Origin of the sequence: Thalassotalea loyana (genome assembly GCF_030161435.1) — a bacterium.
GTDB classification, from domain to species: domain Bacteria; phylum Pseudomonadota; class Gammaproteobacteria; order Enterobacterales; family Alteromonadaceae; genus Thalassotalea_G; species Thalassotalea_G loyana.
The window spans coordinates 99,955-120,980 of sequence record NZ_BSSV01000006.1; the positions used below are offsets into that span (position 1 = coordinate 99,955).

Genomic DNA, 21,026 nt, shown 5'->3' on the forward strand with positions numbered 1-21,026 from the left:
GCATTATTAATATCGTCAAATAAAGGGTAAAACATGTCTTCTTTAAAGCACATACTTGTCGTTGGTAACGGCATGGTAGGACATCACTTTGTCGAACAACTTGTTCAGCAACAAGAAAATGCAGAAAAATCAAGTGATTATAAAATTACCGTTTTGTCTGCAGAACCTCGTTTAGCATATGACCGTGTGCATTTATCTGAGTATTTCTCAGGCAAAACAGCAGATGATTTGGCGCTAACCACACAAGCCCAATATGATGATTGGTCTGTTGATGTTATGACCAATGCTCGAGTCGTTGATATCAATAAATCTGAACAAACGGTTGAGCTAGCGTCAGGTGAAACTATCGCATATGACAAACTAGTTTTAGCTACAGGCTCTTACCCATTTGTTCCACCTATCAAAGGAAACGACCAGGAACACTGTTTGGTTTACCGAACTATAGAAGATCTCGAAGCTATTCAAGCGAGCGCAAGCGTTAGCAAAACTGGTGTCGTAATTGGTGGTGGTTTGCTGGGTCTAGAAGCAGCGAATGCCTTAAAACAATTAGGCTTAGAAACACATGTTGTTGAGTTCGCACCACAGTTAATGGCTGTTCAAGTTGACCAAGGTGGTGGTAACGTTTTAAAAGATAAAATTGAAGAACTCGGCGTAAAAGTCCACACCCAGAAAGCAACCACAGAAATTACTAAATCAGATAAAGCTCGTTATAAACTGAACTTCAGTGACGGTACCGAATTAGATACAGACCTTATTCTATTTTCCGCAGGTATTCGTCCACATGATGAACTAGCAAAGGTTGCAGACCTTGAAATGGGTGAGCGTGGCGGCATTGTCATCAATAATCAGTGCTTAACCTCAGATGAAAATATTTATGCTATTGGCGAATGTGCTCTGTGGAACAATTTTATCTTTGGGTTAGTTGCGCCAGGCTATCAAATGGCGAAAGTCACAGCAACACACCTACTTGGTGGCGATGAAGCGTTTACAGGCGCAGACATGAGCACTAAGTTGAAATTGATGGGAGTTGATGTAGGCTCGATTGGTGACGCACACGGTAAAACACCGATGTCACAATCTTACACCTTTGAAAATCAACCAGAAGGCGTATATAAGAAAATAGTTGTCAGTGAAGACAAAACTAAGCTACTAGGCGCAGTATTAGTAGGGGATACCTCAGAGTACGACACGCTTTTACAATATATGTTAAATGGCATTGACCTGCCTGAAGCACCGGAGTCGTTGATTCTACCTTCTGCAGGTGAAAAACCTGCGCTGGGCGCTGACGCTTTACCAGATAGCGCTATTATTTGTTCTTGTCACAATGTTTCTAAAGGCGACATTGTAACAGCCGTAGAGCAAGGTGCTTGTGATGTTAATCAAATCAAACAATGCACAAAAGCAAGCACGGGTTGTGGCGGCTGTGCCGCACTTGTCAAAACCGTAACGGACAATGAACTTGCTGCTCGAGGCGTTGAAGTAAATACCGATCTTTGTGAGCATTTCGCTTATTCAAGAACTGAGCTTTATCACATTATTAAAGCAGAAAAAATTAAGACGTTTGATGAGCTACTTGCCAGACATGGTAAAGGTTTAGGCTGCGAAATTTGTAAACCAACGGCAGGTTCAATTTTAGCGTCAGTTTGGAATGATTATGTTCTAGAAGATTCTCACTTGCCGCTCCAAGATACTAATGATTTGTTCCTCGCTAATATGCAAAAAGACGGTACGTATTCAGTGGTTCCAAGAATTCCAGGAGGGGAGATCACTCCAGAAAAGTTAATTACGATAGGTGAAGTTGCTAAGAAATATAATCTTTACACTAAGATTACTGGTGGCCAACGTATTGACTTATTTGGTGCCCGTGTAGAGCAATTACCAGATATATGGGCGGAACTTATCGATGCAGGATTAGAAACTGGACACGCCTACGGCAAGTCTTTACGCACAGTAAAATCTTGTGTTGGTTCAACTTGGTGTCGTTATGGCGTCCAAGATAGTGTGTCAATGGCACTATTGGTTGAGAATCGATACAAAGGGTTACGATCGCCTCACAAAATTAAAATGGCGGTTTCCGGCTGTACTCGCGAATGTGCGGAAGCTCAGAGTAAAGATATCGGTGTGATTGCCACTGATAAAGGATGGAATCTTTATGTATGCGGTAATGGCGGCATGAAACCTCGCCACGCTGACCTGTTTGCAACAGACTTGGATGACGTCACATTAATTAAATACATTGATCGAATTTTGATGTTCTACGTGGCAACGGCTGACCGATTACAACGCACATCAGTTTGGTTAGAAAACCTTGAAGGAGGTTTAGATTATCTTAAACAAGTTGTGATTGATGATCATTTAGGTATTAACCAAGAGCTCGAATCTCAAATGGCGCACGTTGTTGGCACGTATCAATGTGAATGGAAAACGACCATAGAGAACCCGGAAAAACTCAAACGATTCAAACACTATGTTAATTCAGATAAATCTGACGACAACATTGTTTTTGTTAATGAGCGCGAGCAAATTCGACCAGCACGTAACGAAGAAAAAATCCCTGTTAAAACGATAGAAACAATTTAGGTGAAAAATTATGAGTCAACAGCAATGGCAACGTATTTGCGCGACACAAGACCTTTTTGATAATGCAGGTGTTTGTGCCTTATTGACGGCAAATGATACCGAACAACAAGTCGCTATTTTTAAGGTTAAAAAAGAGCAGGAAAACATCTACGCAATCGGTAACTTTGACCCGATTGGCAAAGCAAATGTACTTTATAGAGGGATTGTTGGTTCGATTGGCGATCAACCGGTAGTTTCATCTCCACTATATAAGCAGCATTTTTCGCTGGTTAGTGGTCAATGTTTACAAGAAGAAGCCATTAATGTGCCGGTTTATCAAGTGCGCGTGCAAGATGGTTTTGTTGAGTTATTTGCCTAAGGTTAGTTATGAGTGTTGAGATTGCTGTTAATCAAGTAGTGCGACCAAATGCCAAAACTGTATCAACAACTTGTGCATACTGTGGTGTGGGCTGTGGTGTTGATATAGGTATAACACCTAATACCAAAGGTTTAGTCGTTGATAAACTTAATGGTTGCCAATCGCATCCCGCAAATTTTGGCCGCTTATGCGTAAAGGGTAGTAACTTACTCAACACCTTAGATAATAACCAGAAATTAACTCAAGCTTCGATTGACTCAACACTTGTTTCAACAGAGGAAGCAACCGATTACGTAGCAACTCAGTTCCAAAAGATTATTAAAGAACATGGACCTGACGCCGTTGCATTTTATGTTTCTGGTCAATTACTTACGGAAGACTATTACGTCGCCAACAAGTTAATGAAAGGTTACATAGGTAGCGGCAATATTGATACAAACTCAAGGCTCTGTATGAGTAGTGCTGTAGCTGCATATAAAAGAGCCTTTGGTGAAGATATTGTTCCTTGTAGTTATCAAGACATTGAACATTGTGATTTGTTGATAATTACCGGCTCCAACATGGCTTGGACTCACCCCGTGCTATTCCAAAGACTTGAACGAGCGAGAGAAATTAACCCTGAGCTAAAAGTTATATGCTTAGACCCTAGAAAAACCGCCACAAGTGAGCTAGCTGATATTCACCTTCCAATAACTCCGTCTAGTGATGGTGGTTTTTTCAACGGATTATTGAGGTACCTCGTTGAGACGGATAGTTTGGATGAATCATTTATTGAGCAGCATACGAATCATTTTATTGAAGCTGCAAAAGCCGTAAAACCGTGGACAGTAAAAGAAGTAAGCACGTTTTGTGGTGTACCTGAATCGACATTAGAGCAGGTATATCAGTTGTTTGCCACTTCAGATAAAGTCGTTACGTTCTATTCCATGGGTATTAATCAATCTAATACTGGCGTCGACAAGTGCAATAGCATCATCAATTGCCATTTAGCGACTGGTAAAATAGGTAAACTTGGTGCAGGTCCATTTTCAATCACAGGCCAACCAAATGCGATGGGTGGCCGTGAAGTAGGAGGACTAGCTAACCAATTAGCATCACATTTGGATATCGACAATCCCCAGCACCAACGCTTAGTGCAGGAATTTTGGCAATCTCCTACGATCGCAACAAAATCAGGCCTCAATGCCACTGACCTTTTCAAGGAAATGAAGACTGGAAAAATTAAAGCTGTTTGGATAATGGCGACTAATCCAGTAGTAAGTTTGCCTGATCATCAGCAAATTCAACAGGCATTATCGCAATGTCCACTCGTTGTTGTGTCCGACTGTGCTGCAAACACTGATACATTGAGCTATGCAAACGTAAAACTACCAGCGACTGGCTGGCTCGAAAAAAATGGCACGGTGACCAACTCTGAAAGGCGTATTTCACGTCAGCGTGGCATAGTAAAGCCAGACGGTGATGCAAAACATGACTGGCAATTAATTTGTGATGTTGCCAAAAAAATGGGGTTTGATGGCTTTGATTACCAACACCCAAGTGAAATTTTTGCAGAATTTGCTGCGTTATCGGGTATGGCAAATCAAAGTGAACGTAAGTTTGATATTTCCGGGTTAGCAAACATTACTACAGAGCAATATGACGCGTTACAGCCAATACAATGGCCCATTAATGACAAGTACCCTAACGGTTGCCAGAACATCTTAAGTGACCTTTGCTTTTCTACGCCAACAAGAAAAGCGAATTTTATACCGATAACACCAAAACTGGCAGAGCTTCCTAAACAGGATCAGAGCGTATATCTGCTTAATAGTGGCAGGATTCGTGACCAATGGCACACGATGACACGAACAGGCGCAACACATAAGTTATTTACCACCCAAGACCAACCGTATGTGTCAGTAAGTCTTACCGATGCAAAACTAAATCGACTTAAAAACGACCAAATAATCGAACTAACGAACAAATTTGGCCAAGTTCATTTGCCTGTAAAGATCGATGTCAATCAGAAAGTAGGGGAGTTGTTTGTTCCAATTCACTGGAATCGACAGTTTGCTTCTAACGCAAACATAGCCTCGTTATATCCAACGATAATAGACCCAGTTTCAGGTCAGCCTCAACTAAAACAAACCCAGGTAAACATTGAAAAGTTGAACTTCGAAAAGTATGTGCAGGTATATGCTAGAACCTCAGTTAATACACCGGTCGATTACTGGCATAAGGTACAAGGAAATGGATTTGTTGGTTATAAAGCCGCTTGTTTTGAAGATGATAACCGACAAATTGACGTTTTAAAGCAAGCCATTGTTGGCATTTGGTATAGTTTTAAAAGTGATGATAAAGAAATATTCCTGTGCACATTAAATGACAAATTAACATGCTATTACGTTAAAACCAGTCAGTCACAACCATTAAATATGGCGTGGTTAGATCATATGTTCTCATTAGATAAGGTTGATTTTTCTGACATTCAATCTTTACTTATTGGTCAGCCAAGTGATGAGTTTTTACAAGGTAAAACGGTTTGTAGTTGTTTTAATGTGAGAGAAAAAACGATCGTTGACGCAATTAATAAAGGTTGTAACAGTGTTAATCAGCTAAGCGAAAAACTCAGCTGCGGAACCAAGTGCGGTTCCTGCAAACCTGAGTTAGAACAATATGTGAATAGATTTTCTAGTCGTGAACAGCCAATTGAATCATTACTAGATGTTGTAGAGCTTACGTAAATTTAGCATCGGCTAAGTCATTAACTAACTAATATCCTTTAGCTTTTTACGTTTACCGGATTGGTGACGTTCACGTAAATCGGAATCTATGTAACGGTCAGTGGTTGCCATTGAGGCATGGCCGGCATCATCCCTTACATGTTCTCTTGGGCGATGTTTTACGTCTTCAGAGATTCCCGTATGACGTAACCAGTGAACAGTCGCCGCTTGCAATTCATTAGCATCGTCCGCTAATCCATGGTTTTTCATTCGCTCAAAAGCTTGATTAAAGCAATACTGTACGACATTACGTATTTGTCGCGTTGATCTTATCGGTCCTTTACCTTTAAAACTTGTTACCAAGGGTTCATATTCACCCGGAATTGGCAGAGCAGGGAGCTTACGTGAGGCTCGATAACGCTTTAAGGCGAGTAACATTTCATCACTGACCGTTATTATTCTGTTTTTATTACCTTTACCCAATACATGAAACCACCAATTGTTATCATGATCTTTACGGAAATCCTGCATCATAGGCATAGAACGTTCATCAGCAACAAGCTCGGAAACTCGCAAATACATGGCATATAAACAGTTCATAATAAATAATGTACGTTCGTGTTCATCAGGGTTTTCATTAGCTAAAATTTCAGCAGTTTCAATGACATATTCCCACTGTAAATTACTAATTCGACGAATTTCTGCACGAGATTCTTTTTGAATAAACTTACTTTTTTGGCGAATTAACGCGACTGGGTTATGTTCGCAAATTCCTTCTTGCACGAGAAATTCAAAGAACGACGACAAGGCGGTAAACATCGCTTTAACGGCCGCTTGAGAAAGTTCATATCCAGAAACATCAGCTTCTTTACCGGCTTTAAACTCAGACTTGGAGACGCTAACAACAAACGGGCGCCAAGCTGTATTAACAATGCGCAGGCCAGCTTTAGATTTAAACCTTGCGACATTCTTAGTACCGATCCAATGTTTTGGTGGTGATTTGCAAAACTCAATATAGGCTTCAATATCAGAACGAACAAAAGTTGTAATTGAACGTTGCTCAACAAGCCAAGCCCATTGAATAAGACGTTCAATTTCACGGCGATAACTATTAAACGTTGCTTTAGAACCATTGTAGCTATACACAAACTTCAAACAGAATTCTAAATCCGTTTCTACATTTTTAATTTTTGTGATCGGGTCATTTAATTTAACATCGATGGATTTAAATGGATTTCCAATATATTCAAGGTTGTCGATAAACGGTTTAGGTGCAGGAATCTGTGCAGACATAAAAACAAGCTAATTTGGATTATTATTGATTTAGTAGGATATTACTTGATAAAACGGACTATTTCAATATTTCCGATATTCACAAATATCGGAAATAAAAGGTATATGTGATATCCCCTAAAGCCATCTAATTTATCTCATAGTCTTTGATTAACCAAATCTCGAAAAACAACCAAAAAAATACCCTCATTTTTTAAATTCTAGTGCCCAATCACACACAATTCTTTTCAGATTTCACGTAGCGCACGACAAATTTAACATAAAATCTACCTTTATCCCTTTATAAATAAGGCTTTCAAATACTTATGAATAAAATTAAACAACAGAGTTCTTAATTTTTTTACCATCTATTTGGATTGTGTTTGCAAAGGCAATTCCCATAACCAATTGGCAGAAGATGAATTGCGTTCAAAGTAAACAACAATGATTTGTTTAATGAAACAAAAAAGGCAGTCGATGGTTTAATGACTGCCTTTTTCGATATTGACCTAATATTTATTTAATCGGTGTTAGTTTTAAAGCCAACGCAGGATCTAATCGTACATTGTGCCAATTTATTCGCCAATCTAAATGTGGACCCGTTGAGCGACCCGTTGACCCAACTTTTGCAACAACTTGTCCTTGCTTCACTTTGTCACCAACGTTTACATGGCTTCCACTTAGATGCAAAAATGTTGATGAAATTCCTTGGCCATGATCGATAATCATCGTTCCTCCAGAATAAAACATATCTGGTACCCACATGGTTATCGTACCATCAGCAGGTGCTTTTACTGGATCACCCGTATTACCCGCATAATCTATCCCGTAATGTGGTGTTTTGGGAACGCCATTGTAAAAACGCTGACTGCCATACACGCCAGTAACAATACCGTCAATTGGTGCAATAAAACCACCTGCGAATGCCGTTAACTCGGAGCTAATTGCCCTTGCCTGCTTGACTTGCGCACTATCTTTACGTGCTCGTTCAACATTCTTGGGGTTGGGGTTCATTATCTTTTTAGCGATACCTTCAACCCGTTGAATTTTATATTCTCTTACCGATGGTGTTAGCGTCTTACTAACGGTTTCACCGCTTGGATAGGTTACGTTTACGGCAACGGGTTCTTTGTCATCTCGGCCAAAACCAAATGCAAAATCACCATTTTTTGATAATGGAATAACTTTCTTATCAATCGTGACGGTACTGCCAGGCTTTGTTTTCCCAACGATTAAGGAACCTTGAGTAACTTCACCAACTAGCTCAAGTTGGGCAAATGCAGGTACGCTAACAAACGCGACTGCACTGAGGCATAATGAAACTCCAAAAGATTTCGCAATATTACGCACTTGCAATAGCTCCTTTACCAACACCTTCAAACGCAACAACTTTGATGTCCGTATAAGGACGTAACTTTTTCAATTGACGTGCAATAAAGTCAGCTAAAAGCTCTACAGTTGAATCACAATCTACAACATCGATACGCTGCCTTTCTACTGCTATATCAAATCGACCTTGAGGCGCATCGTAAGCAAATGTATCAAACTCTTCATTGAGTTTAGACTTAGCGTGTTCAGACAACTCGACATTTTCATGTGAAATAGCATCATCTTCACTTGCAATGTAAATGTCTCTCCAGCGTTCACACCAGAGTTGTTCTAATTCGGTACTACGTTCATCGTTTTCGTATATTTCGATCGTCGAACGATGCCCGTGAGCAATTCTTTGACAGTTACCGTCATGCTTCTTTAAACCGTGCGTATAATGATATAGCTCGTCTTTAATATCTTCTGGGCGCAACGTAATATGCAAACCTTCAACATTTTCCGGCAAGCTTTGTTTGATGATCGACGTTATATGGGACGTAACAGATTCGATATCAATCGTAGCCGTGTCTATTTTGGCAAACGCTTGCTCAGGCGATTGAATATAATAACTGCCATTATCACTTTCAAAATCAACAAACTCATGTGCCTGGTGATAAGTAGAGTTAGACACTGAGAGTTTTGAAGATTGCATCGGTAACAGCAATTTATGATCAACAGCATCATCGATAATCGCTTTAATTTGCTTTTTAACGATGCCGAAGTCTAAGACCATACTCATTTCGTTGAGCGCACCATCTAATAACACATCAACAATCCAGCTTTCGCCAACAATTCCACGTTGTTCACATAAGTATGAAAAATCGATGACAGTTAGGTCTTTAACAAAAAGTTGCATAGCTTTCCTTAGGCTTTTACTTGCCATTGAATTTGTTCACCTGCACGAATAGGTACAACAACATCGCCACCAAAACTCAAAGTATTTGGAACATCCCAATCGCCCTTTTCCAACGTTATCGTGTCGGTATTTACTGGCAAATTGTAGAACTTAGGACCATTAAGGCTTGCAAAGCCTTCAAGGTTTTCTAACTTCCCTTCAACATCAAACACTTCTGCGTAAAGCTCAATGGCCGCGTGGGCGGTATATGCACCAGCACAACCACAAGAAGATTCTTTCGCGTGTTTAGGATGAGGAGCAGAATCTGTACCCAGGAAGAATTTATCACTTCCAGATGTTGCCGCCTCAATAAGCGCTTGTTGGTGAATATTACGTTTTAATATTGGTAAACAGAAATAATGAGGACGAATCCCACCAACCAACATGTGATTTCTATTGAATAGTAGATGATGTGCCGTGATTGTTGCCGCAACATTGCTACCCGCTGATTTTACAAACTCTACGGCATCTTTAGTTGTGATGTGCTCTAGTACAACTTTCAACTCTGGATACTTAGCCACGAGTGGTGACAAAATGGTATCAATAAACACCTTTTCGCGATCAAAGATATCAATATGATTATCTGTGACTTCACCATGAATCAATAGTGGCATTTCACAAGCCTGCATTTGTGCAACGACGGCGTCAATATTATTGATATCCGTTACGCCTGAAGACGAGTTTGTTGTTGCACCTGCTGGGTACAATTTCGCTGCGTATACGATACCAGACTCTTTCGCGTCGATAATATCTTGTGGTGTTGTTTGGTCAGTAAGGTATAGCACCATTAATGGTGTAAAATTCTCACTGTGGTTTTGTGCCTGTATACGGTCGTAATAACCTTTTGCCATTTCTGCATTCACAACTGGTGGTACGAGGTTAGGCATTACAATTGCACGACCAAAATAACGGCTAACGTCTTTCACCGTATCAACTAAAACTTCACCATCGCGTAAATGAATATGCCAATCGTCAGGTCTAGTAATTGTTAATGTTGTCATCTGGTCTTCCTATAAGTAATTCTTGGTATCTTATTGAATAAATTAAACTTTACTTGGTAACGCGTTACTAAAAACTATCTTCGCTACCGGTATTTTCCTCTAAAAGTGCAAGCAACTGCGCCTTAAGATTAGGTGGCACTTTATGAATGGTTAATGTGTCTGCTGCTTTATTATAGACAACGTCTTGACCAAAGTGGCTACGTTCAAAACTAACGCTGATTCCGTTACCGTAACCAGAATACTTTGTCACTTTATTGATAACGGCTTGATCATGTGGAAAGTTCTCTTCAAGTGGGTAAGCTTGGTCTTGACAGAATTTGTAAAAGTCAGTCTCTTCACTTTCACTTGGTAACACTTCACCAAGTGCTTTAATCGAAACCTCCTGCCCCGACTCTTTCTGCTCTTTACAGTAGCTTAGCAGCTCTTTACGCGCATTTTGTTTTTCTTCTGCATTGAGTTGATTCGTTGAAACGTAATCCTCGACAGCTTGAACAAGTGTTAAACTTTGCTCTTTAGCGTCCACCCCTTCTTCACAATGAAGGTACTCTAAAAAGAAGTCTGCAACTTTTCTACCTGCCCGCCCTTTTATGAAAGAGATATACGATTTATTTTGTGCATTTTGTAAATAATCAAAGAGATCGATCCGAGCGGCTAATTGTAACTTAGCAGTATCTAAATGCTTATCTGCAGAAATATTTAGTTCACCATCGACACTATAATGCTCAGTGACAGGGATGATCGCAGTGAATAGGTAGCGCCCGCCCATAAATTCATAGTGACAGATAACTAAATAGCCTGACTCAACTAACTCATATTTATCTAGTTCTTGTTTTAAACGTTCTGCTGCGTCTACGGCAAACTGGCTGAAGGTTTCTTCGTCATCTAAGTAGCGACCTAATAACTCATCAAAGCCTAATTTATCGCCTTCTGCAGGCATCGAATTAAACTTCGCATAGGCTTTAGAGCCTTTTCCGTTATATAAATGGTGTAAAACATCTACAAAACTGTTAAGTTTTTCAGTAACTTCGATGTTTTCAGGACCGAATTGTAAATTCGCCTCTGAGCTTTCGTCTAGCTTTGAAATAAAATGCAAAGCAATATTTTTTATTAGTAAACTCATAAATTGTCTGGTGTTATATCGTTATCTGTTTTGTTAAACTATCGGTTATTAAACTTTTTATCTAAAACCAAATTATGCCTATTGTATCTAAGTATTCTAACGAACGTGTAGAAAAAATTATCGATGATTTAATGAAAGTGTTGGCAGACGAGTCTGCTACAGCTGATCTAGCACTTATGTGTTTAGGTAATGCTGTGACTGAAGTTATTTTAAATCAAGTGCCTGAAGGCCAACGAGCTCAAATAACTCAAAACTTTGCGAATGCACTTAAACAATCAATTAAATCATAATAAGAAGTATCTATGGCAACAATTGTATCAAAGGACTACAGTAAAAAACTATTAAAGTTAATTAGTTGGAGCCATTGGTTCACGTTTTTTAATATTGCGATAGCAATTATGTGCTCTGTGATATATATCGTAAGCGAGCCATTACCTGAATCTTTGCTTGGTCAAGTGTACTTATTCGCTAATTGGTTTAGCCATATGGCGTTTATTACCTTTTTAGCGTTTGTACTCATTGTATTCCCGATCACCTTATTATTGCCATATACTCGATTCATTCGTGCCAGTGCATCAATTGTATTTACAATTTACATCATGCTCTTGGTACTTGACGGCTATATATACAGTCAACTTGGCTATCACATTAACAGCTCATCAAGTGACCAAATATTAGCCGTTATTAATTCTCAAATTCAGGCAAATAGTCGAGCCTTTTGGTTTACGGCTGTAGTCTTATGTCTTTTAGCGCTCAGTGTTCAATTGGTTATTTCCAACTATGCATGGAAACATTTAGAACAGCTACAAAAAACTAAATTTGCGAAGTATTTTGTACACTCGTTTGTTGGGTTGTTTTTCTTCAGCCACATCACCCATATTTGGGCAGATGCGAATCTTGAATACGATATTTTACGTCAAGATAATGTCTTACCGCTATCCTACCCTTTAACCGCTAAAACATTGCTAACCAAATATGGTATGTTTGATAAAAATGCGTATTTAGAACGTCGCACTGACCCACTAAAATTGTCTAATGAAATCAAGCAATATCCTAATTTTTCTGGTGTGTGTGAGGCTCCTGCAACGACAGACCGTGTATTTATTTTGCTAACAAAAAATGCCTTAACTCAGAAAAATATAAACCAATTTAGTCAACGAACTCACCAGCAAACCACTAAATTACTTCGCCATACAGATAGTGCGAAAACAGAGGATGCATGGTTCAATTTGTTTTATAGTTTGCCAACGATTTATCAACAAAATGTTCTTGAACAAAATGTAAAACCAATACTCTTGCAAGTCATTGGCAGCAATGGCCTGAAAACGAGTTTGACTTACGTTGGTGATGGTAATAATGAGTTACCAAGTTGGCTAGTTCAATCTGCGGATTCAGTTGAAAGTATTTCGGATATAGCGCCATTTATATCTGCCAATCACTTTAAACAGGTAGAAAAAGGTCTTCACGTGATTTATTTCGATCAGGAAGACAACTATCAGTATCAAGTGTTTGTCGACGCGCTACTTCTGGCACAAAAGCAAAACCGTCAAAATGATATAGTTTATGTCTCTCGTATTGGTAACGACTCGTTGTCAGATAGTCTTTCAATGAAACCTGCGTTATTGATTACACCAAATATAAAACGTGCAGATGTTAGTCAGCGCACCAATCATATGGATATTGTGCCGACGTTGATGAATGAGTGGCTAATGTGTGACTTAGAGGAAAGCAAGTACAGCGTTGGTCATTCATTACCATCGATAAAAACCAATCGCGTATTGGCTAATACAAATGAACAAGGAATTATGGTGTTTGACAAAGACAGATCAGTTTTTGTCGATCAAAACTCAAACTTCCAAACGTTTTCACAGCGCCTTGGTCAACCGATTATGGATGATAAGGATTTTCCATTATTGATCGATGGCATACATTACATTAATCAATTTTCGGTCAGCAAAAGCAAACAATTTGGCCAATCGAACAACGAATAACCAGTTGATTCCTAAAATAAAGCATCTGTATTGATTTTGAATGCCAAACCGTTAATATGGTTTGGCATTTTATTTATCGGGATATAGCGCAGTCTGGTAGCGCGTGCGTCTGGGGGACGTGAGGTCGCAGGTTCAAGTCCTGCTATCCCGACCACTTCATCTTAATCTGCTTGAATAACCTCAATATCACCAACAGCCTTGTATGTTGACGGCTTATCAACTTTCTGAGCATATAATTTAGTAGGTAAGTTTGGTGTTAACAAATCAGAGAATTCATCAACATCCTGCTTTGAGGGGTTTAACCAATCGTTATATCGATGCTTCGGAACAATCAACGGTGATGCTTTACTGTGAATATGTGCCAGCTTTTGATGTGGCGGTAATGTAATAACTGAGCAAGATGTGATGAGTTTGTCATCGTACTGCCACTGTTTATATAAACCACCTAGGCAAATGTATTCCCCTTCCTCAACTGTGAAGTCGACATAATGAATTGGTTTCTTATTAACGAACTCTGTTTCACCAAACCCTTTTACTGGGATTAAACATCTGTTTTTTCTAAATGCCTGGTATCCCGCAGCGCGCGGCACATTGAGTTTGTCGTAGCGAGTATTAAAAGAAGTGTATTTAGATGGCACCATCTTTTGGTCTTGCTTATCAAGCAGTAACCACCATATCGCATTGTCCAGATATCGCTGCTGATTTGCTTCAACAATAATAGATACGTCGTCTGTTGCTTTGATAAAGCGTTTAAAGATTTGCTCATGTGGGTTTAACACATTGAGCTCTTGAGATGCCTTTGAAACCGACCTAGCGTATGTATTTAACCTACCGCACATAGCATTAACACTTGAAACTAAGAAAATATGAATGGCTGTATATTAACGCATGAAATTCAATGTTCATATTGAAGAATACATTTCTGAGTATTCATCCAAAATATCGCCGTAATCATCTTCGGACAGACCCAGTACATCAAGAACCGGCGCCTCAAACGTAGGCCAGTCAGCAGACAATTTATACCGTTTTGCAACTTCTACCATATTTTCCGCGGCCTTAAGTGCAGCAAACGCTAATTGTGTTTTGTGGTCGCCCGCATGGTATAGACCATTAACATCATGATGTTGAAGGATTATTTGACAGATATCCTTAGGAAGGTGCCAAGAGGTAGCGATAAAATACCCAAGAATTGCATGGTTTGTTCGATAAGCAGCCTCTTCAAGGGCTATTGAATTGGTGTTTTCTTCATTAGCTTTAATCAACAAATTTTTGTAGTCGTCATACTTTCCTGCGAGTAATGGAATACCACAATCTTCGAACAGTCCGACTGTATATAGCATATCAATTGGGAGTTCATTTTTAATGTTATTGCCAATGAACGTCATTGCATTTGCCAGGTCTTGTGCATCATCCCAAAATCGCTCCATTGAAATGCAGTATGCCCCTTTATAAGACTGTTTTAATAGTGTCGACGTTACCAACGCATTAATCGTGTTGATCCCCAGCATCATGACGGCTTGCTTTATTTCCGAAATACGTCGGCTCATTCCATAGAATGGCGAATTAATAATTTTGAGAATAGTGGCACTCAAACCAACATCACTCGCAATTAAATTTTATATCTGCGTTATGTCTGGTTCATCTTCAGCCGCAAGCGATTGAATTTCGGTGAGGATATCGGGTTTGACTGGGACTTGGTAGCTTGAGGTTATCTCATTGATTTTATCTTCGGTTAAATTGATCATACTTCGCTCCTGAAGAACACTCCATTGATTTGGTTCCTCATATGAGTATAGAAGCGATTTGTCATTTGGTGATGTTTTCAAACAAAAAAGCCAGCATGGATGCTGGCTTTATTAAGTAGGTGTACTCTTTAACTTTGTGCTAACGCAATTGCCTCTTTGGCAAGTTGAGTAATCTTGTCCCAATCTTTGTTCTTTACAATGTCATCTGACACTAACCAAGAACCGCCGCAGCAAGCTACGTTTTTTAATGCAAGATAATTTTTTACGTTATTAACGTTAATACCGCCTGTTGGACAGAATTTAATATCAGGAAATGGACCACCAATACTTTGAATCGCCTTCACACCACCAGACGCTTCTGCTGGGAAGAACTTAAAGTGATCATAACCATAGTCAATGCCGTCCATTAACTCAGAAATCGATGAAATACCCGGAATTAACGCAATATTTCCTTCATTACCGGCTTTTAATAGATCCTTAGTTAAACCAGGACTAATCGCAAACTTAGCACCTGCATCAGCTGACGCTTGCAGTAACTCGCGATTCGTTACAGTTCCTGCACCAACCACCGCGTCAGGGAGCGCCTTTGCTATAGTTTCAATCACTTGTAATGCAGACGGTGTACGTAGTGTAACTTCTAATACTTTTACATCTGCGGCAAGTAACGCTTGAGCAATTGGAAGCGCATCTTCAACATCTTCAATTACCAACACAGGCACAATAGGACCCATTGCAAATAAATCTTGCGGCATAATTTGCCAATTCTTAGTCACGTTATAAATCCTCTTTAAGCTGCTGGCACAAATAAGCACAGGCGCCAAGTAAACCTGGTTGTGCCTCTGTGATGACATATGTTGGAATATTTTGGTTAAATGGACTCAGGCGCCCTTTTTCTTCAAAGCGAGTTCTAAATTCACTTTGCTTTAAAAACTCTATAAATCTAGGCACGATGCCACCGGCAATATAAACGCCACTAAAACTACTTAGTGTCAGCGCTAAATTACCTGCGAAGCTGCCTAAAATTTTGCAAAACTGCTCTAGTGCTTCAAGACACAAATCATCAGACTTATCGAGCGCTGCAGCTGAAATTTCATGAGCGGCTAACGACTTTGCCTCAACACCTTTGTAGTCAGCTAGCGCTTGATAAATCTGTTCGATTCCAAGACCGGAAAGCAATTGTTCATATGAGACATGGCTGTACTTTTTCAATAAGAAACGAAGAATCGCTGCTTCTGTTTCGTCAATAGGTGCGAAATCGACGTGACCGCCCTCGCCGCCCAAGCTGATCCAGCCGTGCTCACTCGGCACGACATTAGCTACGCCAAGCCCAGTTCCAGGACCACAGATTGAAATAGGACGATTAGCAAGCGCCTCACCACGGCCAATTTGAACCTTTTGTTCATCCGTTAAAAATGGAACAGCGTGAGCGATTGCTGTGTAATCATTAATAACAAACAAATTTTTCAGATTTAACGTATCTTTTAACTCAGTTTTCGAAAACTGCCATGGCATGTTGGTCATAACAACAAGATCTTGCTCAACAGGACACGCAATTGCTAAACAAACATTCAACGTTGTTTCTGATAACCCATTACCTGCTAAATAATGTTTGAATACATCAGCAAGCGAAGGAAAATCACGACATTGGAAAACTTCAATCGCATTTATCGTGTTATTGTCCACAACTTGGCCGATACGAATATTCGTACCACCAATATCAGCAACTAAATTAGTAATTTGATGAGCCATGTTTATTTGTTTTCCGCTAAGTAATTATCGTCAAATAATGAACATGCACCCGTATCAGCGGTACTCAAATTTCTTCTCATAGAACCAAATAACTCGCGTCCCATGCCAACATGGTGCAGATTTACTTGGCAATTTGAACCTTCACGCTTCGCGAGTTCTTCATCACTAACCATTAACGTTAACTCGCCAGTTTCACCGTTCAATTGGATCATATCGCCATTTTGAACTTTAGCGATCAAACCACCGTCTAGTGCTTCTGGGCACAAATGAATTGCCGCTGGGACTTTACCCGATGCGCCAGACATTCGACCGTCGGTAACTAAAGCAACTTTAAAACCTTTATCTTGTAACACGCCTAAAGGAGGAGTTAGTTTATGCAACTCAGGCATACCGCGTGATTTTGGACCTTGAAAACGTACAACCGCGACAAAATCTTTTTCTAATTCACCGGCTTTAAATGCAGCTTCAAGCTCATGTTGATCTTCAAAGACTACAGCAGGTGCACTAACAATTTCGCTTCCTGGTCGCAAAGAAGACGTTTTGATTACGGATGTACCTAAATTTCCTTTAAGCACTTTTAAGCCGCCATCTTCTTTAAATGGTTTTGCAACGCTTGCAATAACTTCATCATCACCAGATTCTGTTGCACCATCTACCCAAACTAATTCGCCATCTTGTAGCACGGGTTGTTGAGTATAACGACGTAAGCCTTTACCACAGATAGTTTCTACATCCTCATGTAGTAATCCTGCATCAAGTAATTCTTTAAACAGTAGTGCCATACCACCAGCCTGGTGGAAATGGTTAATATCAGCATGCCCATTCGGATAAATACGTGTGATTAAAGGCACAGCATCAGAGATATCACTGAAGTCTTGGAAATCAATAATAATGCCAGCAGCACGCGCAAACGCAATAATGTGCATGGTTAGATTAGTTGACCCACCTGTCGCTGTTAATCCAACAATCGCATTAACGATTGAACGCTCATCAATCATCTGACCAACTGGCATGTAATTACCAGCTTGCGATGTTAATCGTGTAACTTGACGTGCAGCGGCTTTGGTAAGCTCTTCACGAAGCTGAGTATTTGGCGCAACAAAAGATGAACCAGGTAAGTGCAAGCCCATGATCTCAACCACTAATTGGTTCGAGTTTGCTGTACCGAAGAAGGTACAAGTACCTGCACTATGATAAGAAGCAGATTCAGCTTCAAGTAATTCGTCCTTGCCTACTTCGCCTTTAGCAAATTGTTGGCGAATACGGGCTTTTTCTTTGTTTGGTATACCTGAAGGCATTGGACCGGCAGGAACAAATACAGTAGGCAAATGACCGAACGTCATACTCGCAATTAAGAGACCTGGTACGATTTTGTCACAAATGCCAAGCATCAACGCGCCATCAAACATGTTATGTGACAATGCAACAGCTGTAGACATGGCAATAACGTCACGACTCATTAAGCTCAAGTCCATTCCAGGTTGACCTTGAGTAACGCCATCACACATTGCTGGTACACCACCAGCGAACTGTGCAACACCACCGACATCTGAAACAGCTTTTTTAATAATATCTGGATAACTTTGATAAGGCTGATGCGCACTAAGCATATCATTGTACGAAGAGACAATCGCTACATCAGCGTGGTTCAACCCTCGAAGTTTCGCTTTGTCCTCTTTACCACAAGCAGCGAAGCCATGAGCCAAGTTACCACAAGAGAGGCCTGCACGATGCACCACTTCAGACTTTGCTGCTGCGATCTTAGCTAAGTAGGCAGCTCGTGTATCTTTACTACGCGCTTTAATACGCTCAGTAATTGCTAAAATATCTTTATTCATAATTTACTCTGCCCAAAAAATATCGGTATTCGTCGCTTCACCGTTTAAAAACGCACGGATTGGCATTTCAAAGTGATCTTCACTCGCTAATGCTTTATCTAACACAGCTTTCTTGCTCTCTCCACAGATGTGTAGAATGGTATTTTTTGCTGTCGCAAGGTGTGCAAAGCTGAATGAAATACGTTGATGAGGAGCTGTCGTAGGCTGAACTGACAACAATGGCTCAGCGTCTGCCGCAAAACCTTGTTTTATCTCATCACTACAAGGAAATAGCGATGCTGTGTGGCCGTCTTCACCCATACCTAAAATAAGCACATCAAAAGGAAGAACCTGAGCGCGTGCTTGTACGTTTAGCGAAGCTAACACATCAGCGGTCAATTCTTCACCTTGTTTGATATGGAAAAATGTTGCAGCTTTTGCGTTTGCTTGTAATAAATTTTCATGAACTAAGCGAGTATTGCTGTCACTTGATTCAAAAGTGACCCAGCGCTCATCAGCAAGCGTCACTGTAATTTTGTCCCAAGCTAAATCCATGTTCGCTAATTTTTCAAATAAACCTTTTGGCGTAGAACCACCTGAAACAGCGATACTTGCACGGCCATTAGCTTCAACAGCATTTGATAAAATACTACCGATATGGCTCGCAAGTTGCTCATCTAACTCTGTACGAGATGTAAATTCATTTAACTGATACATATTATTCAACCCACTGTCTATCATCACGAGCTATTAACGAAATTGAAGAAACAGGACCCCACGATCCCGCGGCGTATGGTTTCGGACGGTCATTACTTGACTGCCATGCATCAATAATACTATCTGCCCATACCCATGCAGCTTCTACTTCATCTCTGCGCACAAACCATGATTGGTTACCATTAATGACTTCAAGCATTAAGCGCTCGTACGCATCAACAACACGCATATCTTCATACGTTTCAGAAAAGCTCAAGTCTAATTTGTTTTCATGGATGTGAAGCTGAGAAGCAATACCAGGAATCTTGTTCATGACCTCAAGTTCAACACCTTCATCGGGTTGAAGACGAATCGTCAACTTGTTAGCCGGCAAATCGTCATAGCTCTCTTTAAAGATATTATGAGGTTGCTCTTTGAAGTGAACTACAATCTCACTGTGTTTTGCTGGCATACGTTTACCGGTTCTTAGGTAAAACGGAACGCCAGTCCAACGCCAGTTATCAATCTCTGCTTTAATCGCAACAAAAGTTTCGGTATTGCTATCTTTATTAGCACCCTCTTCCTGCAGATAACCAGGTACCGGACCACCATTTAAAAAGCCTTCAGTATATTGACCACGTACCGTCTTTTCTTTTACGTTGTGACGATCAATCGGTAATAAGGCTTTTAGCACTTTAAGTTTTTCATCGCGAATACTATCTGCACCTAGATCAGCTGGCGGCTCCATTGCTAACAACGACAGGATTTGTAGAAGGTGGTTTTGAACCATATCGCGCATTTGGCCTGCTTCATCATAAAAGCCCCAACGCCCCTCAATACCAACACTTTCTGCAACCGTGATCTGAACATGATCAATATGATTGCGGTCCCAGTTATTTGTGAACAGTGAATTAGCGAAACGAAGCACCAACAAGTTTAAAACCGTTTCTTTACCTAAATAGTGGTCGATACGATAAATTTGATTTTCTTCAAAATAGCGAGAAACTTGATCATTGATAATTTTTGATGACTCTAAACAATGTCCAATTGGTTTTTCCATAACCACACGTACATCAGGCGTGTTTAACTTGGCATGGTTCAAACCATCACAAATATCACCGTAGATAGAAGGAGAAGTAGAAAAATAAAAAACACGAGTATCACTACCCTTATCTAAGGTAGTAGCCAAACCTTCAAATGATGTAACATCTTTAAAGTCCATCTTTTGATACACTAAACGTGCTACAAATCGTTCTAACACAGATTCGTCAAGGCCTTCTTTTACAAAGGTAGAAAGGCTTTCTCTGACAAGTTCTACAAACTCATCACTGGTAACATCGTTTCTCGCTGCTGCGACGACATGACTGTCTTCGTGCAGTAAACCTGCGAGATCTAATTGATAAAGAGCCGGTAATAATTTGCGGCGAGATAAGTCACCTAGCGCACCAAAAATAACGATCTCTGTGGCTACATGTTGTTCGTTGTTTTTCATTAGTTATTCTCTAATTTACAGCGTTTAACTCAACTATACTGAGCATAATCTAACGCTACTTTATGGATCAGTAAAGCGTTTTTTGTAATTTTACTACATTTTAGAAAAAACTGATGTTTTCATGGATTGAGACACTATTTTATGGTGTTTATTTATTAAACATTTGCAAGTATTTAGTTATTTGCATTATATTAACGTTTAATTATGAAAATAAATTTCACTTTTAACTAAAAAAGT

At 39.9% G+C, this 21,026-nt stretch carries 18 protein-coding genes and 1 tRNA gene; 6 read left to right on the top strand and 13 right to left on the bottom strand.

The window, feature by feature from the left end; genetic code table 11:
• Positions 1 to 33: 33 nt before the first annotated feature.
• From nirB to QQK05_RS13365, 3 genes are read left to right on the top strand one after another with little or no spacing between them, the layout of a single operon-like run.
• Positions 34 to 2,580, top strand: coding sequence for a nitrite reductase large subunit NirB (gene nirB / locus QQK05_RS13355; protein ID WP_284299432.1), 2,547 nt, complete (start codon positions 34 to 36; stop codon positions 2,578 to 2,580).
• Positions 2,581 to 2,587: 7 nt separating this feature from the next.
• Positions 2,588 to 2,938 carry a nitrite reductase small subunit NirD gene (nirD, locus tag QQK05_RS13360; RefSeq protein ID WP_407704893.1) on the top strand — a complete coding sequence of 117 codons (351 nt, stop codon included), beginning with the start codon at positions 2,588 to 2,590 and terminating at the stop codon, positions 2,936 to 2,938.
• Positions 2,939 to 2,946: 8 nt separating this feature from the next.
• Positions 2,947 to 5,664, top strand: coding sequence for a nitrate reductase (locus tag QQK05_RS13365; protein ID WP_284299436.1), 2,718 nt, complete (start codon positions 2,947 to 2,949; stop codon positions 5,662 to 5,664).
• Between the two features lie 24 nt (positions 5,665 to 5,688).
• Here the strand turns inward: QQK05_RS13365 and QQK05_RS13370 are convergent, their stop codons facing one another.
• From QQK05_RS13370 to yejK, 5 genes are all read right to left on the bottom strand, one after another.
• Complete coding sequence (locus QQK05_RS13370) at positions 5,689 to 6,936, bottom strand: tyrosine-type recombinase/integrase (protein ID WP_284299438.1); 1,248 nt, start codon at positions 6,934 to 6,936, stop codon at positions 5,689 to 5,691.
• A gap of 495 nt (positions 6,937 to 7,431) precedes the next feature.
• Complete coding sequence (locus QQK05_RS13375; protein WP_284299440.1) at positions 7,432 to 8,265, bottom strand: M23 family metallopeptidase; 834 nt, start codon at positions 8,263 to 8,265, stop codon at positions 7,432 to 7,434.
• Positions 8,258 to 9,139, bottom strand: coding sequence for a 6-carboxytetrahydropterin synthase (locus QQK05_RS13380; RefSeq protein WP_284299442.1), 882 nt, complete (start codon positions 9,137 to 9,139; stop codon positions 8,258 to 8,260). The genes QQK05_RS13375 and QQK05_RS13380 overlap by 8 nt, the downstream gene beginning before the upstream one ends.
• Before the next feature lie 8 nt (positions 9,140 to 9,147).
• Positions 9,148 to 10,179 carry a dihydroorotase gene (pyrC, locus tag QQK05_RS13385; protein WP_284299444.1) on the bottom strand — a complete coding sequence of 344 codons (1,032 nt, stop codon included), beginning with the start codon at positions 10,177 to 10,179 and terminating at the stop codon, positions 9,148 to 9,150.
• A gap of 67 nt (positions 10,180 to 10,246) precedes the next feature.
• Positions 10,247 to 11,299: a nucleoid-associated protein YejK gene (yejK, locus tag QQK05_RS13390; protein ID WP_284299447.1), complete on the bottom strand. Its 1,053-nt coding sequence runs from the start codon at positions 11,297 to 11,299 to the stop codon at positions 10,247 to 10,249.
• Positions 11,300 to 11,373: 74 nt separating this feature from the next.
• On the opposite strand from yejK, the gene QQK05_RS13395 reads away from it, so the two are divergent.
• The 3 genes from QQK05_RS13395 (at position 11,374) to QQK05_RS13405 (ending at position 13,444) form a co-directional block, all read left to right on the top strand.
• A complete protein-coding gene (locus QQK05_RS13395; RefSeq protein WP_284299449.1) occupies positions 11,374 to 11,589 on the top strand; it encodes a YejL family protein in 216 nt (71 codons plus the stop codon).
• Between the two features lie 12 nt (positions 11,590 to 11,601).
• Positions 11,602 to 13,290, top strand: coding sequence for a DUF3413 domain-containing protein (locus tag QQK05_RS13400; protein WP_284299451.1), 1,689 nt, complete (start codon positions 11,602 to 11,604; stop codon positions 13,288 to 13,290).
• Positions 13,291 to 13,367: 77 nt separating this feature from the next.
• Positions 13,368 to 13,444: transfer RNA gene (locus tag QQK05_RS13405), tRNA-Pro, on the top strand.
• Positions 13,445 to 13,451: 7 nt separating this feature from the next.
• Here QQK05_RS13405 and QQK05_RS13410 read toward each other — a convergent pair.
• From QQK05_RS13410 to zwf, 8 genes are all read right to left on the bottom strand, one after another.
• Positions 13,452 to 14,129, bottom strand: a complete 678-nt coding sequence (locus tag QQK05_RS13410) for an SOS response-associated peptidase family protein (RefSeq protein ID WP_284299453.1) — start codon at positions 14,127 to 14,129, stop codon at positions 13,452 to 13,454.
• A gap of 63 nt (positions 14,130 to 14,192) precedes the next feature.
• Positions 14,193 to 14,900, bottom strand: coding sequence for an HDOD domain-containing protein (locus QQK05_RS13415; protein ID WP_284299793.1), 708 nt, complete (start codon positions 14,898 to 14,900; stop codon positions 14,193 to 14,195).
• Between the two features lie 6 nt (positions 14,901 to 14,906).
• Complete coding sequence (locus tag QQK05_RS13420) at positions 14,907 to 15,035, bottom strand: hypothetical protein (RefSeq protein ID WP_284299455.1); 129 nt, start codon at positions 15,033 to 15,035, stop codon at positions 14,907 to 14,909.
• A 128-nt stretch (positions 15,036 to 15,163) separates the two neighbouring features.
• Positions 15,164 to 15,808, bottom strand: coding sequence for a bifunctional 4-hydroxy-2-oxoglutarate aldolase/2-dehydro-3-deoxy-phosphogluconate aldolase (locus QQK05_RS13425; RefSeq protein ID WP_284299457.1), 645 nt, complete (start codon positions 15,806 to 15,808; stop codon positions 15,164 to 15,166).
• Between the two features lies 1 nt (position 15,809).
• Positions 15,810 to 16,784, bottom strand: a complete 975-nt coding sequence (locus QQK05_RS13430; protein ID WP_284299459.1) for a glucokinase — start codon at positions 16,782 to 16,784, stop codon at positions 15,810 to 15,812.
• A gap of 2 nt (positions 16,785 to 16,786) precedes the next feature.
• Positions 16,787 to 18,622, bottom strand: a complete 1,836-nt coding sequence (gene edd, locus QQK05_RS13435; RefSeq protein ID WP_284299462.1) for a phosphogluconate dehydratase — start codon at positions 18,620 to 18,622, stop codon at positions 16,787 to 16,789.
• 3 nt (positions 18,623 to 18,625) lie between these two features.
• Positions 18,626 to 19,318, bottom strand: a complete 693-nt coding sequence (gene pgl, locus QQK05_RS13440; protein ID WP_284299463.1) for a 6-phosphogluconolactonase — start codon at positions 19,316 to 19,318, stop codon at positions 18,626 to 18,628.
• A 1-nt stretch (position 19,319) separates the two neighbouring features.
• Positions 19,320 to 20,789: a glucose-6-phosphate dehydrogenase gene (gene zwf / locus QQK05_RS13445; protein WP_284299465.1), complete on the bottom strand. Its 1,470-nt coding sequence runs from the start codon at positions 20,787 to 20,789 to the stop codon at positions 19,320 to 19,322.
• Positions 20,790 to 21,026: the final 237 nt, after the last annotated feature.

Bases quoted from the DNA above. Each gene is read 5' to 3' on its own strand.
- nirB (WP_284299432.1), top strand. From the start codon at position 34: ATGTCTTCTTTAAAGCACATACTTGTCGTTGGTAACGGCATGGTAGGA.
- QQK05_RS13365 (WP_284299436.1), top strand. From the start codon at position 2,947: ATGAGTGTTGAGATTGCTGTTAATCAAGTAGTGCGACCAAATGCCAAA.
- QQK05_RS13370 (WP_284299438.1), bottom strand. From the start codon at position 6,936: ATGTCTGCACAGATTCCTGCACCTAAACCGTTTATCGACAACCTTGAA.
- QQK05_RS13380 (WP_284299442.1), bottom strand. From the start codon at position 9,139: ATGCAACTTTTTGTTAAAGACCTAACTGTCATCGATTTTTCATACTTA.
- pyrC (WP_284299444.1), bottom strand. From the start codon at position 10,179: ATGACAACATTAACAATTACTAGACCTGACGATTGGCATATTCATTTA.
- yejK (WP_284299447.1), bottom strand. From the start codon at position 11,299: ATGAGTTTACTAATAAAAAATATTGCTTTGCATTTTATTTCAAAGCTA.
- QQK05_RS13395 (WP_284299449.1), top strand. From the start codon at position 11,374: ATGCCTATTGTATCTAAGTATTCTAACGAACGTGTAGAAAAAATTATC.
- QQK05_RS13400 (WP_284299451.1), top strand. From the start codon at position 11,602: ATGGCAACAATTGTATCAAAGGACTACAGTAAAAAACTATTAAAGTTA.
- QQK05_RS13410 (WP_284299453.1), bottom strand. From the start codon at position 14,129: ATGTGCGGTAGGTTAAATACATACGCTAGGTCGGTTTCAAAGGCATCT.
- QQK05_RS13420 (WP_284299455.1), bottom strand. From the start codon at position 15,035: ATGATCAATTTAACCGAAGATAAAATCAATGAGATAACCTCAAGCTAC.
- QQK05_RS13430 (WP_284299459.1), bottom strand. From the start codon at position 16,784: ATGGCTCATCAAATTACTAATTTAGTTGCTGATATTGGTGGTACGAAT.
- edd (WP_284299462.1), bottom strand. From the start codon at position 18,622: ATGAATAAAGATATTTTAGCAATTACTGAGCGTATTAAAGCGCGTAGT.
- pgl (WP_284299463.1), bottom strand. From the start codon at position 19,318: ATGTATCAGTTAAATGAATTTACATCTCGTACAGAGTTAGATGAGCAA.
- zwf (WP_284299465.1), bottom strand. From the start codon at position 20,789: ATGAAAAACAACGAACAACATGTAGCCACAGAGATCGTTATTTTTGGT.